This window comes from Streptomyces roseifaciens, assembly GCF_001445655.1.
GTDB classification, from domain to species: Bacteria; Actinomycetota; Actinomycetes; order Streptomycetales; family Streptomycetaceae; genus Streptomyces; species Streptomyces aureoversilis.
The window spans coordinates 3,015,595-3,030,835 of the sequence record NZ_LNBE01000004.1; the positions used below are offsets into that span (position 1 = coordinate 3,015,595).

Sequence of the window (15,241 nt, forward strand, 5' to 3'; positions counted from 1 at the left end):
GGAGGACCCGCCGTGCTGTCCGGTTCCGCCGCACCCCTCCCGTCCGCCTGGACCCGCAGAGGATTCCTCGCCGCCTCCGTCGCCGGCACCCTCGGCATCACCGGCGCCGCCACCGCCGGAGCCCGCGCCGACGACGAGGCCGCCTTCGCCGCCCTCCGCGCCCGCTGGCGCGGCCTCATGCTCGGCACCGGCTTCGACCCCGCCGCAGAGCCCTACGCCTCCGCCCTGCGCCGCACCGGAGAACTCGCCCGCACCTACCGCGCCGGACTCGCCCCGGGCCCCGGCTCGCTCTGGCCCGACGCCCCCTTCGACCCGCCCTCCGGCATCACCCGCAGCTACGCCCGCCTGCACACCATGGCCCAGGCCCACGCCCAGCCCGGCACGGGGCTGACCGGCGACCCGGCCCTGGCCGCCGACACCCTCGCCGGGCTCGACCACGTCCACGCCCGCGTCTACCACCCCGCCACCACCCGCTACGGCAACTGGTGGGAGTGGCAGATCGGCAGCCCCAGGCTCCTCCTCGACAGCCTCACCCTCCTGTACGACCAGGCCGGCGCCGCACGGCGTACCGCCTTCCTCGCTGCCGTCGACCACTTCGTCCCCGACGCGATGCTCGGCGACTACACCGGCACCAGCACCGGCGCCAATCGCGTCGACCTGTGCCGCGTCGTCGCCCTCCGCGGCATCCTCGGCGCCTCCGCCGCCAAGACCGCCCTCGCCCGCGACGCCCTCTCTCCGGTCTTCCCCTACGTGACCCGCGGCGACGGCCTCTACGCCGACGGCTCCTTCGTCCAGCACAGCCGCGTCGCCTACTCCGGCACCTACGGCCAGGTGCTGCTCGACGGACTCGGCCGGCTCCTCGCCCTGCTCCGCGGCTCCCCCTGGGAGATCACCGACCCGGCCCGGCGGACGGTCCACGACAGCGTCGAGAAGGCGTACGCCCCCCTCGTCCACGACGGGCTCGTCATGGACAGCGTCTCCGGCCGCGCCGTCAGCCGCGGCCTGCAGGGCGCCGAGCCCGGCCGGCAGCAGCAGAGCGACCACCAGCGCGGCCACGCCCTCATCGCCGCCGTCGCCCTCCTCGCCGGCAGCGCGAGCCCGGCCGAACGCACCCGCTGGCACGCGATGATCAAGGGCTGGGCCGCCCGCGACACCACCCTCCCGCTGCTCACCGACCCCGCCCTCGGCGTCGCCGACCTCGCCCGCCTCGCCGCCGCCTGCGCCGCCCCCGTGCCCCCCGCGCCCGCGCCCGTGGGGCACCGCCTCTTCCCCGCCATGGACCGGGCCGTGCACCGCCGCCCCGGCTGGACGGCCAACCTCGCCATGGCCTCCGACCGCATCGCCCACTACGAGAACGGCAACGGCGAGCACCCGCGCGGCTGGCACACCGGCGCCGGAATGCTCTACTGGTGGCGCGCGGGCGACGGCGCCCCGTACACGGATGCCTTCTGGCCCACCGCCGACCCCTACCGGATGCCCGGCACCACCGCCTCCGCCAAGCCGCTCGCCGACAACGAGGGCGGCGCATGGGGCGAGCCCCGGCCCGACGTGCGCTGGGTCGGGGGAGTGACGGACGGCGAGTTCGCCGTCGCCGGCCAGCACCTCAAGGGGCTCTCCTCCACCCTGGAGGCCCGCAAGACCTGGATCTTCGCCGCGGACGCCGTCGTCTGCCTCGGCGCGGGCATCACCGCGCGCGACGGCACCCCGGTCGGCACGACCGTCGAGCACCGCAACCTCGGCGCGCACGGGGCCCCCGCCCTCCTCGTCGACGGCGTGCCCCAGCCCGTCACCGACGGCTGGAGCGCCCGCTACGAAGCCGCCCGCTGGGTCCACCTCGAAGGCCACGGCGGCTACGTCCTCCCCGGCGGCGCCCCGCTCCACGCCCTGCGCGAGGCCCGCACCGGCGCCTGGCGCGACATCAACGCCGGCGGCGCCCCCGACCCCGTCACCCGGCGCTACCTCACCCTCTGGCGCCCCCACGGCACCGATCCCGCCGGCGCCGCGTACGCCTACCTCCTCATGCCCGGCGCGGGGCCCCGCGCCGTGGCCGCCCGCGCCGAGGACGACGCCTGGCTCGCCCTCCTCGCCAACACCGCCGCCTGCCAGGCCGCGCACCTGCCCGCCCTCGGCCTCACCGCCGCCGCCTTCTGGGCCCCCGGCGCCGCCGGCTCCCTCGCCGTCACGGCCCCCGCCGCCGTACTCGTCCGCGACCGCGGCCGGACCGCTACCCTCCATATGGCCGAACCGGTCCGGACCGGAACGCCCTTCGAGATCACCTGGGACCGCCCCGTGCGCCGGGTGACGGCGCACGACGCCACGGTGCGCGTCCTGTCGACAGGCGACAGCCTCCGGCTGCGCGTCACCCCCGGCACCGCCTGCGCCCCCCACCGCTGCACCGTGACCCTGCAATGACCCGGTGTGACGCCCTCCGGGGCCCCGCGCCCGTCAAGTTCGCCAGCCTACGGGCCGGAGGCAAGAGTTTTGTGGAACCCCCACAGCCTGACCCCCCTATAGGGGGGACCCCTACTCCCGGCGGCTGCGCGGCTCTGTGCCGCCTGCCCACCAAAAGGCACATGACGTTGTATGGAAACGACATGAGTCCCGGGCGTCCTCGCCACGTACCGTCTATGCATGAGCAATCTCGAAGGTGCGCCCGTAGAGGCGAGTGACGTCCGTGGGCGCGTCGCCGAGCTGCACGCCATTCGCGAGCAGGTTCGGCGTGGTCCGAGCGAGCGGGCGACCCAGGCCCAGAAGGCCAAGGGGAAGCTGACGGCCCGGGAGCGTATCGACCTCCTGCTGGACGAAGGGTCCTTCTCGGAGGTGGAGCCGCTGCGCCGGCACCGCGCCTCGGGGTTCGGACTGGAGAGCAAGAAGCCCTACACCGACGGTGTGATCACCGGCTGGGGCACGGTGCACGGCCGCACCGTGTTCGTCTACGCGCACGACTTCCGGATCTTCGGCGGCGCGCTGGGCGAGGCCCACGCCACCAAGATCCACAAGATCATGGACATGGCCATCGCCGCCGGCGCGCCCCTGGTGTCGCTGAACGACGGTGCCGGTGCCCGTATCCAGGAGGGCGTCTCCGCCCTGGCCGGCTACGGCGGCATCTTCCAGCGCAACACCAAGGCCTCCGGCGTCATCCCGCAGATCTCCGTGATGCTCGGCCCCTGCGCGGGCGGCGCGGCCTACTCGCCGGCCCTGACCGACTTCGTGTTCATGGTCCGCGAGACCTCGCAGATGTTCATCACCGGCCCCGACGTCGTCCGCGCCGTCACCGGCGAGGAGATCACCCAGAACGGCCTCGGCGGTGCGGACGTGCACGCCGAGACCTCGGGCGTTGCGCACTTCGCGTACGACGACGAGGAGACCTGCCTGGAGGAGGTCCGCTACCTCCTGTCGCTGCTGCCGCAGAACAACCGGGAGAACCCGCCGCGCGTGGCGAGCGAGGACCCCGCCGACCGGCTGGGCGAGGCCCTGCTGGACCTGGTGCCCGCCGACGGCAACCGCCCGTACGACATGCGCAAGGTCATCGAGGAGATCGTCGACGAGGGCGAGTACCTGGAGATCCACGAGCGCTGGGCCACCAACATCATCTGCTCCCTGGCCCGGCTCGACGGCCAGGTCGTCGGCATCGTCGCCAACCAGCCGCAGTCGCTGGCCGGCGTCCTCGACATCGAGGCCAGCGAGAAGGCCGCGCGCTTCATCCAGATGTGCGACGCCTTCAATATTCCGATCATCACTCTTCTGGACGTCCCCGGCTTCCTCCCCGGCGTCGACCAGGAGCACGGTGGAATCATCCGCCACGGCGCCAAGCTGCTGTACGCCTACTGCAACGCCACGGTGCCGCGCATCTCGGTCATCCTGCGCAAGGCCTACGGCGGCGCGTACATCGTCATGGACTCGCAGTCCATCGGCGCGGACCTGACCTACGCCTGGCCGACCAACGAGATCGCGGTGATGGGCGCGGAGGGCGCCGCCAACGTGATCTTCCGCAAGCAGATCGCCGAGGCGGACGACCCCGAGGCGATGCGGGCGCGCATGGTCAAGGAGTACAAGGCCGAGCTGATGCACCCGTACTACGCCGCCGAGCGCGGACTGATCGACGACGTGATCGACCCCGTCGAGACCCGGCAGGTGCTGATCCGCTCGCTGGCCATGCTGGCCACGAAGCACGCCGACCTGCCCTCCCGCAAGCACGGCAATCCGCCCCAGTAAGGGAGAAAAGCATGAACGACACGCTGGTACGCGTGGAGAAGGGCACGGCGGACGCCGAGGAGCTCGCGGCCGTCACCGCCGTCCTCCTCGCCCGCGCCGCCGCCACCACGAACCACGCGGCGCCGCCCCGCCCGCGCCGTTCCACGGCCGTCTGGCGCCGCCTGGAGCGCACGCCGGGCTTCCGCGCGCCGCACAGCTGGCAGGGCTGAGACCAGAACACCGAGAGGGCCCGGGGCATTGCCCCGGGCCCTCTCGGTATGGCCGCACCGGGCAGGCGCCGGCAACGCAGAAGGCCCCCGCACACACTCCGTGAGGAGCGTGGCGCGGGGACCTTTTCGCGTCGGTGCGACCGACGCCTCACCGAAGGCGCGCCATCAGGGCGTGCTCGACCAGGGTGATCAGGGCGCTCTTGGCCTCGTTGCGGTGGCGGGCGTCCGTGGTGATGATCGGCGCGTCGGGGCCGATCTGCAGCGCCTCGCGGACCTCGTCCGGCGTGTAGGGCTGGTGCCCGTCGAAGCCGTTGAGGGCGATGACGAAGGGCAGGCCGCTGTTCTCGAAGTAGTCGACCGCGGGGAAGCAGTCGGCGAGACGGCGGGTGTCCACGAGGACGACGGCGCCGATGGCGCCGCGGACCAGGTCGTCCCACATGAACCAGAAGCGGTCCTGGCCGGGGGTACCGAACAGGTACAGGATCAGGTCCTGGTCCAGGGTGATGCGGCCGAAGTCCATGGCCACGGTCGTCGTGGTCTTGTCCGGCGCGTGGGTGAGGTCGTCGATGCCCGCCGAGGCGGACGTCATGACGGCTTCGGTCCGCAGCGGGTTGATCTCCGAGACCGCGCCGACGAACGTGGTCTTGCCCACGCCGAAACCGCCCGCCACCACGATCTTCGCGGAGGTGGTGGAGCGGGCTGCCTCGCCGCTAGAGGTTCCGAAGTCCACTGAGCACCCTTTCGAGCAGTGTCACGTCAGGCTGGCCGCCGGCGGACTCGTCGCCGCCGGGCTGATGGATGGCGACGAGCCCGGCCTCCGCCAAGTCGGCGACGAGGATTCGGGCGACGCCGAGGGGAATGGTGAGAAGTGCCGAGATCTCGGCGACCGACTTGATCTCGCGGCACAGGTGGCAGATGCGCTGGTGTTCCGGCAACTGCCCTTGGAGCTGGGCCGGCTGGGCCGTGGTGTGCACCAGCGCCTCGATGGCGAGCTGGTAGCGCGGCCGGGTCCGGCCGCCGGTCATTGCGTAGGGGCGGACCAGCGGATTGCTCCGCTTGCCACCGGAAGGGGACGAGGACGCCCTGCGGTGCTGCGGCGTCTGAGGTACTTGCGGGGGCCGTGCCGGCTCCCCCTGCGCACGCTGGCTTGGTGCGGAGGGGAAATTGAAGCGGTTCAGCGGAGGCTGAGCCTGCTGATCATTGCCGTACGGGTAACCGCCGGGGGGCGTTGCCACGTCTCCTCCTCAACGTGCCTGTCTGCTGCTGGTCGCGCCACCGCACCCTATGGCGCGGTGGCGCGAAACGCACTGCCTCTTTGCTAGTTGAGAAGGCTCCCCTGCAGTTCGGCGCGGAGGTCCGGGGTGAGGACGTTGCCCGCGCGGTCGACGAGGAGGGCCATCTCGTAGCCCACGAGGCCGATGTCGCACTCGGGGTGCGCCAGCACGGCCAGCGAGGAGCCGTCGGAGATGGACATGATGAAGAGGAAGCCTCGTTCCATCTCCACCACGGTCTGATTGACCGGACCGCCTTCGAAGATGCGGGAGGCACCGGCGGTCAGCGAGGTCAGGCCGGAGGCCACGGCCGCCAGCTGGTCGGCGCGGTCCCTCGGGAACCCTTCGGACATCGCCAGAAGGAGTCCGTCGGCGGAGACCACGACGGTGTGGGACACCCCTGGGGTGTTCTCCACGAAACTGGTGATCAACCAGTTCAGGTTCTGCGCCGCCTGGCTCATCGGGCTCACACTAACGCTCCTGATCGTAGGTGCCGCCGGGGCCGAAGCCCTGGTCGTGTTGCTCATGCTGCTCATGTGTGGTGGCCGAACCGCTGTCGGTCCCCACGGTGCGCCCCTGCTGGACACCGCGGCGCAGGTTGCTCAACCTGCCACGGATGTCCTCCGGGGCACGGGAAATCTGGGAACCGCCCTGCGGCGTCTGCGCCGCCTTGCCCTCGATCAGATTGGCCTTGGGCACTCGGCGGGGCAGTCCGGAGGGGGTCACTCCGCCGGCCTTCGGGTCCCGGAGCTGCTCGGCACGGTGCCAGCGCTCGTCGTTCTCCGACCGCCAGTCGGGGCTTTCACCCTCGTGAGGCTGCTGTAGGTCCTGCTGGGGCTGCTCCGGTTCGCCGGCCCCCACGGCCTCTTCGACAGACTCGGACTGCTGCCACTGCGTCGCGCGTCGCGGCAGACCGGACCCGGTCAGCGAGTGGGAGCCGCTCGTAGAGGGGCCCGGACGGTCGAACTCTACGCGCTCGGGCTGCGCCGTGTCAGCGGGCGGCAGTGATTCCGAATCCGCTCCGTAACCCTGCGGGCCGCCGTCCTGGTACGCACCGGGCTGCTGCCACACGTCGTTGCGGGTCGGGACCTCGGGCTCGGCGTACGCCTGCTGCTGCGGGTAACCGGCCTCCGTGTAGCCCTGCTCGGAGTAGCCCTGGTCGGCATAGCCCTGCTCGGCGTAGCCGGAGTCCGGGTAGCCGTGCTGCGGCTGCTGCTGCTCGTAGGACTGCTCGTACGGCTGCTCGGGCAGCGCCGGGAACTCCTCGGTCCGGTGCGGGCCCTGCTGGTCGTACTGCTGCTGGTCGTACGCCGGCTGCTGCTGCTCGTGCTGCTGCGGCACCTCGTCGCGGAACAGCGGGCGGCTGTCGGCGGCAGCCTCCAGCGCGGCACGCCGCTCCTCACGGAGGCGGGAGCGGTTCACCGGGTCCAGCGTGGCGCCCGGAGCACCCTGCTGCGGCTGCTCGTAGCGGGAGTCGTCGAAGCCCAGCTCCGCCGCGGTCCGCATGCGGCCCATGGCTCCGGCAGCGGCACCGGCGCCGGCAACGGCACCGGCCTGGCCGCCGGGGCCGGCCTGCTGCTGACCCGGGACCATCTGGGAGACCGTGAAGTCGTCGCCGGACAGCTCGTCCTCGCCACCGCCACCGTGCGTGATCCGGTCCGGCAGCATGACCAGCGAGGTCGTGCCGGCCTGCTCGCCCGAGGGGCGCAGCTGGACGCGGATGCCGTGGCGCGTCGCCAGACGGCCGACCACGAACAGGCCCATGCGCTGGGAGATCGTGGCGTCCACGGTCGGCGGGTTGGCCAGCTTGTGGTTGATGTCCGCGAAGTCCTCGGCGGTCAGGCCGATGCCCTTGTCGTGGATCTCGACCATCACGCGGCCGTCGGGCAGCCGCGTCGCGGTGACCCGGACCTTGGTGTGCGGGGAGGAGAACGTGGTGGCGTTCTCCAGCAGCTCGGCGAGGAGGTGCACGAGGTCGGTCACGGCGAGGCCGTGGATCTCGGCGTCCGGGACGCCCGAGAGCTCGATGCGCTCGTAGGCCTCCACCTCGGAGGAGGCGGCGCGCAGCACGTCCACCAGCGGGACCGGCTGGTCCCAGCGGCGGCCGGGCTCCTCGCCGGCGAGGACCAGGAGGTTCTCGCCGTTGCGGCGCATACGGGTGGCCAGGTGGTCCAGGCGGAAGAGGTTCTCCAGCTGGTCCGGGTCCGCCTCGTGCTCCTCGAGCTCGGTGATCAGGGTCAGCTGACCCTCGATGAGGCTCTGGTTGCGGCGCGAGAGGTTGGTGAAGATCGCGTTGACGTTGCCACGGAGCAGGGCCTGCTCGGCGGCGAGCCGGACGGCCTCGCGGTGGACCTGGTCGAAGGCGCGGGCGACCTCGCCGATCTCGTCCCGGGTGGTGATCGGGATCGGCTGGACCCGGGTGTCGACCCGGCCCGGGTCGGTCCGCGACAGCTGGTCGACCAGCGCGGGCAGGCGCTGCTCGGCCACGTCGAAGGCGGCGCGCCGCAGGCGGCGCATGCTGCGGCTCATGGAACGGGCCATCATGCCGGCCACGAAGAACGCGAGCAGCAGGGCCACGACCATGACCGAGCCGTTGAGGATCGCGTCGCGCTGGGCGTCGGAGGAGATCTTCTCGGCCTCGTCCACCGCCTTGTCGGTGAGGTGGACCTCGACCGAGCGGTAGGCGTCGAACTTGGCCGTGGCGGCGTCCTGCCAGCCGGCCGCGGTGATGCCCGCGGTCTCCAGCTGTTCCTTGGTCTTGCCCGCCATGATGGCGTTGGCGATCTTCTCCTGCTCCGACGACTTCGCCTTGGTGGCGATGGCGTCGTTGAGCCGGCTGATGTCGTCCTCGGTGCCGCTCGCGTCGTACTCGGCGCGGGCGATGTACTCGAGGAAGTAGTAGGAGGAGAAGGACGTCCGCTGGAGCTGCTGCTCCTTGGGGTCCTTGGCCGGCTTGACGAGCAGGTGGGTACCGATCGAGCGCTCGAGCGACTCGGCGGCCTTCGCCAGGGAGACGGCGTAGACCATGCGGCCGTAGGAGACGACGTTGTCGTTGCCCAGGCCCGAGCCCAGCTCGTTGGCGAAGGCCATGAGCGGACGCTGGATGGCGCCGTAGCCGTCCTCGGTCTGCACCCCGGTCATCGCGGGCGTGTAGGCGGCCTTGCGCAGCTTGGGCAGCGTGCCCTCCGCCTCGCGGAAGAGCTTCATGCGGCGGCGCAGGCCGGCGGTGTCCGGCATGTCCTTGACGGTCTTGTCGAACTCCGCGCGGGCGGCGTCCGTGGCGTCCCGGGTCTTCTTGATGACCGGGTCGTCGGGGTTGTTCTGCAGGAGCGGCTGGGCCGTCAGGTCGCGCTCGTCGATCACCGCGTGGGCGTAGGTGGCCGCGGCGCGCACCACTCGCGCGGTGTTCGCGGCGTCCTTGGCCTGCTCCCAGGTGTCGACCTGCTCCTTCACGTGCAGGCCACCGACCACGACGGCCACGATCACGGGGATCATGAGGATCGCGTTCAGCTTGACGGGCACCCGCCAGTTGCGGGGGGAGAACCGGCCGCCCGAGCCCCCGGAGGGAGCCGGGGTTTCGGGCACGCTCGAAGCAGGGGAAGGCGAAGGCGGCACCGCTCCGCGCGACGGCGGGGTGAAGTTGCCCCGCTCGTCCTGCGTCTGCTGTGCGGCGCCCGTCTTTCTGCGCGTCACTCGACCAACAACCTCTCGGCGTCGGCACCCGGGTTGTGTGCCGTTTTTCGGCTGAGCCGTTACTGCTCAGTTCCTGGAATTCCAGCACGTCGGGGGTGCGCATTCCAAACAGCGGGGGCTCCCGCCAGGCCACTCGATTTGCCCGACATAAAACGGGCATTAAGAGCGAGCGGCGCCAAATGGCGGGCGAAATGTGCGCAGAGTGAAGTCGACCGAACGCGGTGGGTTGCCGCGTCCGGTCGATTCTCTGTCGAAACGTTATGAACTCTGCGTCGGGTCGTGTCCAATGCCACAGCCCCTCCGTAACGTTTCACGCGACGATCTGGGCGATGCGGAAGTTGTCGGCGAAGAGCAGACAAAGGGCCGGTGGAGAACCGGCGGAGAACCGACGAAAAGCTGACGAAGAGCTGACGAAGAGTTACTTCAGCCGGGCCATCAGGGCGTGCTCGACCAGGGTGATCAGCGCGCTCTTCGCCTCGCCGCGGTGGCGGGCGTCGGTCGTGATGATCGGCGTGTCCGGCCCGATCTGCAGCGCTTCGCGGACCTCTTCGGGGGCATAGGGCTGGTGTCCGTCGAAGCCGTTGAGGGCGATGACGAAGGGCAGGCCGCTGTTCTCGAAGTAGTCGACGGCGGGGAAGCAGTCGGCGAGACGGCGGGTGTCCACGAGGACGACGGCGCCGATGGCGCCGCGGACCAGGTCGTCCCACATGAACCAGAAGCGGTCCTGGCCCGGCGTACCGAAGAGATACAGGATGAGATCGTCATCCAGGGTGATACGGCCGAAATCCATCGCCACGGTGGTCGTGGTCTTGTCCTGAACGTGGCTCAGATCGTCGATGCCCGCCGAGGCGGACGTCATGACGGCTTCGGTCCGCAGCGGACTGATTTCCGAGACCGCGCCGACGAACGTGGTCTTGCCCACGCCGAAGCCGCCCGCCACCACGATCTTCGCGGAGGTGGTGGAGCGGCCGGTGCCGCCGCCGGCGACGCCTCCGCTAGAGCTTCCGAAGTCCACTGAGCACCCTTTCGAGCAGTGTCACATCCGGCGTCCCGCCGGACTCGCCGCTGCCGCCCGGCTGGTGGATCGCCACCATGCCGGCCTCCGCCAGGTCCGCGACCAGAATGCGCGCCACACCGAGCGGCATGTTCAGCAGTGCCGAGACCTCGGCGACCGACTTGACCTCGCGGCACAGGTGGCAGATCCGCTGGTGCTCGGGGAGCAGGCTCCCGAGCACGGCCGGGTCGGCGGTGGAGCTGACCAGCGCCTCGATGGCGAGCTGGTAGCGCGGCCGGGTGCGGCCGCCCGTCATGGCGTAGGGGCGGATCAGCGGCTCTTCGCCTTCACTCCCGTACGGCGCGTGATGAGAGGCACCGTACGGGCCGGGCGAGGCGGGCGGGGTCATGAATCCTCCGGACGGGACAGCAGGACTGGCAATAATGCCGTCGAGCGCGGGCCGGTGGGGGGTTTTCGGCCGTACGGTCGGACGGGATCAGCAGGAAACATCGGTCAGTTCAGCAGGCTGCCCTGGAGCTCGGCGCGGAGGTCCGGGGTGAGGACGTTGCCCGCGCGGTCGACGAGGAGGGCCATCTCGTAGCCCACGAGGCCGATGTCGCACTCGGGGTGCGCCAGCACGGCCAGCGAGGAGCCGTCGGAGATGGACATGATGAAGAGGAAGCCTCGTTCCATCTCCACCACGGTCTGATTGACCGGACCGCCTTCGAAGATGCGGGAGGCACCGGCGGTCAGCGAGGTCAGGCCGGAGGCCACGGCCGCCAGCTGGTCGGCGCGGTCCCTCGGGAACCCTTCGGACATCGCCAGAAGGAGTCCGTCGGCGGAGACCACGACGGTGTGGGACACCCCTGGGGTGTTCTCCACGAAACTGGTGATCAACCAGTTCAGGTTCTGCGCCGCCTGGCTCATCGGACTCAACTAACGCTCCTGCTGGTAATTGGTGGGGTCAACGGTGTGGTTGCCCGTGGTCGAGGTGTTGCCGGCCTGACGCCCCTGCTGGATGCCCCGGCGGAGGTTGGTCAGACGGCCGCGCACGTCGTCGGGTGCACGCGAGACCTGCGGGCCGACCTGCTGGATCGGCTGCGTCGCCTGCGCGGCGCCCTCGACGAGGTTCGCCTTGGGGACGCGGCGCGGCAGCCCGGAAGCGGTCTTGCCGCCCGCGGAGGGCTCGCGGACCTGCTCGGCCCGGCGCCACGTCTCGTCGTTGGGGGACTGGCGCCAGTTGTCGGCCGGGGCCTGCTGGGGCTGCTGGGCCTGAGGCGCCTGGCGGGTCTGCGGGACCGGACGGGCCTGCGACGGCCGGGTCGGCCGGCCGGCCTGCGGGGCCCGGGGGACCGCGCCCAGCGGACCGCGCTCCGGGTCCTGGAGGGACTGGCGCGGCCGGCGCTTCGGCAGGTTCTGACCGGAGGGCGCGTCAGGGGTCTGCTCCGGCGCGGCCTCACCCTCGCCGGCGGCACCGCGGAACCAGTTGGACTCCAGCTCCTCGAACAGCGGCGAGCTGTGCCCGGACTCACGGAGAGCCGGCTGGGCGAACTGACCGGTGGTGCTGGTCAGCGGGTCGTCGTCGAGCTCCGGGCGGGCGTACTGGCCGGACGTGCTGCCGGGTGCCTCGCCGAGGGCGGGGCGGTCGTACTGGCCGGAGGTGCTGTTCGGCGTGTCGCCCTGCACGGGGCGGGTGAACTGACCGGAGGTGCTGTTCGGGGCGTCGCCCTGCGCGGGGCGGGCGAACTGGCCGGACGTGCTGTTCGGCGCGTCGCCCTGCACGGGGCGGGCGAACTGGCCCGACGTGCTGTTCGGCGCGTCACCGTGCTGCGGCCGGTCGAACCCGCCCGCGGTGCCCCGGGACTCCGGAGCCGACCCGATCGCCGGGAACTCGGCGGTGTCGCCAGGCCCGGCGCTCGGCAGCGCGGGGCGCGAGGCGGGGAACTGACCCGTGCTCTCGACGTCCTCGTGGCCGCGCGGGCTGTCCTGCGCGGAGCGCGCGGAGCCGCTGTCGGCCACGGGCCAGTCGTCCACGGGGGCGGCGGGCGCCTTCGGGGCCTGGGGCGCGGCAGCGGGCTGCTCGCTGCCCCAGCTCGGGGCCTGGCGGGCCGGAAGCTCGCCGGCACCGTTGCCACGGCCGGGCTGACCGGGCTGACCGGGCTTGCCGGGCTGCTGCTGCCGGCCGCGGCCGCCGCCCTTGCCCGCCTGGGGCGGGGGCGGCACGGCGGCGGGGCCGCCGTTGCCACGGGTGGGCAGCGCGGGGCGGCCGCCGGGGCCCTGGGCGGGCGCACGGTCCGCACCGCCGCGCGGCGCGGTGTCGAAGAGGCTGCCCGCGGCGGGGTTGGCACCGCCGCCGGGAGCCGGGGCGGGACGCGTCGGCAGACCGCTGTCGGTCGCACCCTGGCGCGGGGGCAGCGCGGGGCGCTGCTGGCCGGCGGCCGGGGGCACCTGACGGCGCGGCGCGGAGCCCGCGACGCCGGGGTTGCCGCCCGGGGCGCCGGGCGCACCGGTGCCGCCGGCCGGGGGCACGGCGCCGGGCATCGGCTTCTTGCCGCCCTGGGCGACGTCCACCGGCAGCATGACGAGCGCGGTCGTACCGCCCGAGTCGGACGGACGGAGCTGGATGCGGATGCCGTGTCGCAGGGACAGGCGGCCGACCACGAACAGACCCATGCGGCGCGAGACCGAGACGTCCACGGTCGGCGGGCTGGCGAGCCGCTCGTTGATCGCGGCCAGGTCCTCCTGGGAGAGGCCGATGCCGGTGTCGTGGATCTCGACCAGCACCCGGCCGTCGGGCAGCGCGTGACCGGTGACCTTGACCTTGGTCTGCGGCGAGGAGAACGAGGTCGCGTTCTCGAGGAGCTCGGCGAGGAGGTGCACGAGGTCGTTGACGACGCGGCCGGCGACCTCGGTCGGCGGCACGCCGCTCAGCTCGATGCGCTCGTACTGCTCCACCTCGGACGCGGCGGCACGGAGCACGTCGACGAGCGGGACGGGGCGGGTCCACCGGCGGCCCGGCTCCTCGCCCGCGAGGACGAGGAGGTTTTCGCCGTTACGGCGCATGCGGGTCGCGAGGTGGTCGAGCTTGAACAGCGAGGACAGCTGGTCCGGGTCGGCCTCGCGGCTCTCGAGCTCGGAGATGAGCGAGAGCTGACGCTGGATGAGGCCCTGGCTCCGGCGCGAGAGGTTGGTGAACATCGCGTTGACGTTGCCCCGCAGAAGGGCCTGCTCGGCGGCGAGGCGGACGGCCTCGCGGTGCACGTCGTCGAAGGCCGCGGCCACCTTGCCGATCTCGTCGCGGCTGTGCACGCCGACGGACTCCACGGACGTGTCGACGTCCTGCGGGTCGGTCTCGGACAGCTGCTTGACGAGCTCGGGGAGGCGGTCCTGGGCGACCCTCTGCGCGGTGTCCTGCAGACGGCGCAGCGAGCGCACCATGGAGCGGGCCACGACGAAGGCGCCGACGAGCGAGATGCCCAGAACGAGGATGATCAGAACACCGTTGAGGATCGCGTCCTGCTGGGCGTCCTCACGCAGCTCGAGGGCCTTCTGCTCCATCTGGGAGAGCAGGGTCTGCTCGATCTTGGACATCTCGCCGAGCTTGACCGACGCCAGGTCGTACCAGTCCTTGTAGGACCTCGGCTCGCTCTTGAGGCCGTCCGGCTTGCTGAGGACGCGGTCGGTGTAGGTCTTGGCGGTCGTGATGTCCGCGTTGCCGCCGTTGATCGCCTGCAGCAGCTGCTGGGAGTCGCCGCCGCGGATGGCGATGAAGCGGCGGATGGCCTCGTTCTCGGCCTCGTACGCCTCGTGGCCGTACTGCTGGTCGTTGCCGGAGAGGTACGGGCCCTTCTTGTTGGCGAGGGCCGCACTGATCACGGCGCGCTGGATCGACGCGTACTCCTTGGCGGCGGAGAACGTCGCCAGCGCACGCGTGCTGGTGATCATTTCGGGGTTGCTGGTCGCCTGGGCCATGTCCTGCGACAGCGAGAGCAGCGAGTTGATCAGACCGTCGTAGTTGTTGACGGTCCGGGCGATGTACTCGGGCTCGTTCTGGTAGGCGTTCTTGCGGACGTCCTGGATCTTCTTCAGCTGCCGGCTGATGTCGACCAGGGTGGTCTGCACACCGACCATCGTCGGGTCGGTCGGCTTCACGCCCTGGGTGGCCCCGGTGAAGGCGTTGATCGCCTGGTTGGTCTTCTCCCGCGACGCGGTGACCCCGTCGTCGTCGGTCAGGCCCCGGGCCAGCGGTCCGGCGGACTTGTCGCGCTCCTCCTGGAGCGCGTTGGCCAGGAGGGTCGCGCGACCGGTCATCTCCGTGAGGAGCTTCATGTGGTCGAGCTGCTCGACGTTGTTGAGCGCGTCGTTGATGCGCAGGCCACCCAGCGTCGTCGCGGCGACGACCGGCAGGGCCAGCAGGGATACGAGGCGGGTACTGATGCGCCAGTTGCGCAGGGCTATTCGTGAGCCGGGCCCAGCGGGCAGCTTGGCCTTGTTCGCCTTGGCCTTCGCCTTTGACGTGGCCTGCTGGCGGTCTGCGGAACCGTCGCCCGCCGGCCCTTCGGCGGGCGTGCCGCGGTCGTTCGCACCGCGCGGCTCCGGCTCCGCCGCAGCGCTGCCATCCCTCTTGAAACGTCCCTGCACTAGCGTCGCAACCTCTGGACCAGGCGCCCCGCCGGTCGAAGGCGGGACGGTGTCGAGTCGTGGGGGGACCGCGGTTGCCCCCTGGCGGTCCGTGGAATTCCAGCACAGTGCCAGATCTCCAACAAGGCCGGTGCGCCTCGCCCGCACCGGCATCACGCTCAGTGCCGGAAATCGTCACGGGGCGTAGAGGACCAGGGCCTTTATAAGGGGCATAGGCG

Annotated in this window: 11 protein-coding genes; 3 read left to right on the forward strand and 8 right to left on the reverse strand. The window is 71.7% G+C overall.

Annotated elements, in window-relative coordinates:
• The first annotated feature begins 12 nt into the window (after nt 1-12).
• The 3 genes from AS857_RS30735 to AS857_RS30745 all read left to right on the forward strand — a co-directional run bounded on the left by AS857_RS30735 (nt 13) and on the right by AS857_RS30745 (nt 4,424).
• Complete coding sequence (locus AS857_RS30735) at nt 13-2,412, forward strand: polysaccharide lyase 8 family protein (protein WP_245700579.1); 2,400 nt, start codon at nt 13-15, stop codon at nt 2,410-2,412.
• Between the two features lie 219 nt (nt 2,413-2,631).
• The gene (locus tag AS857_RS30740; RefSeq protein WP_058046427.1) at nt 2,632-4,215 is read left to right on the forward strand and encodes an acyl-CoA carboxylase subunit beta; all 1,584 of its coding nucleotides are present in this window, start codon (nt 2,632-2,634) and stop codon (nt 4,213-4,215) included.
• Nucleotides 4,216-4,226: 11 nt separating this feature from the next.
• Nucleotides 4,227-4,424, forward strand: coding sequence for an acyl-CoA carboxylase subunit epsilon (locus tag AS857_RS30745; RefSeq protein ID WP_058046428.1), 198 nt, complete (start codon nt 4,227-4,229; stop codon nt 4,422-4,424).
• A 148-nt stretch (nt 4,425-4,572) separates the two neighbouring features.
• Here AS857_RS30745 and AS857_RS30750 read toward each other — a convergent pair whose 3' ends face one another.
• From AS857_RS30750 to AS857_RS30785, 8 genes are all read right to left on the reverse strand, one after another.
• Nucleotides 4,573-5,154 carry a GTP-binding protein gene (locus AS857_RS30750; RefSeq protein ID WP_049717346.1) on the reverse strand — a complete coding sequence of 194 codons (582 nt, stop codon included), beginning with the start codon at nt 5,152-5,154 and terminating at the stop codon, nt 4,573-4,575.
• Nucleotides 5,135-5,659, reverse strand: coding sequence for a DUF742 domain-containing protein (locus AS857_RS36745; protein ID WP_063278444.1), 525 nt, complete (start codon nt 5,657-5,659; stop codon nt 5,135-5,137). The genes AS857_RS30750 and AS857_RS36745 overlap by 20 nt, the downstream gene beginning before the upstream one ends.
• 83 nt (nt 5,660-5,742) lie before the next feature.
• Complete coding sequence (locus AS857_RS30760; protein ID WP_058046433.1) at nt 5,743-6,156, reverse strand: roadblock/LC7 domain-containing protein; 414 nt, start codon at nt 6,154-6,156, stop codon at nt 5,743-5,745.
• Between the two features lie 10 nt (nt 6,157-6,166).
• Complete coding sequence (locus AS857_RS30765) at nt 6,167-9,388, reverse strand: sensor histidine kinase (protein WP_058046430.1); 3,222 nt, start codon at nt 9,386-9,388, stop codon at nt 6,167-6,169.
• A 418-nt stretch (nt 9,389-9,806) separates the two neighbouring features.
• Nucleotides 9,807-10,403 carry a GTP-binding protein gene (locus AS857_RS30770; protein WP_058046431.1) on the reverse strand — a complete coding sequence of 199 codons (597 nt, stop codon included), beginning with the start codon at nt 10,401-10,403 and terminating at the stop codon, nt 9,807-9,809.
• Nucleotides 10,384-10,791 carry a DUF742 domain-containing protein gene (locus AS857_RS30775; RefSeq protein WP_058046432.1) on the reverse strand — a complete coding sequence of 136 codons (408 nt, stop codon included), beginning with the start codon at nt 10,789-10,791 and terminating at the stop codon, nt 10,384-10,386. Before AS857_RS30775 ends, AS857_RS30770 begins: the two co-directional genes overlap by 20 nt.
• A 104-nt stretch (nt 10,792-10,895) precedes the next feature.
• A complete protein-coding gene (locus AS857_RS30780) occupies nt 10,896-11,309 on the reverse strand; it encodes a roadblock/LC7 domain-containing protein (protein WP_058046433.1) in 414 nt (137 codons plus the stop codon).
• Between the two features lie 9 nt (nt 11,310-11,318).
• Nucleotides 11,319-15,023 (reverse strand): sensor histidine kinase, encoded by a 3,705-nt coding sequence (locus AS857_RS30785; protein WP_058046434.1) that lies wholly within the window; start codon nt 15,021-15,023, stop codon nt 11,319-11,321.
• Nucleotides 15,024-15,241: the final 218 nt, after the last annotated feature.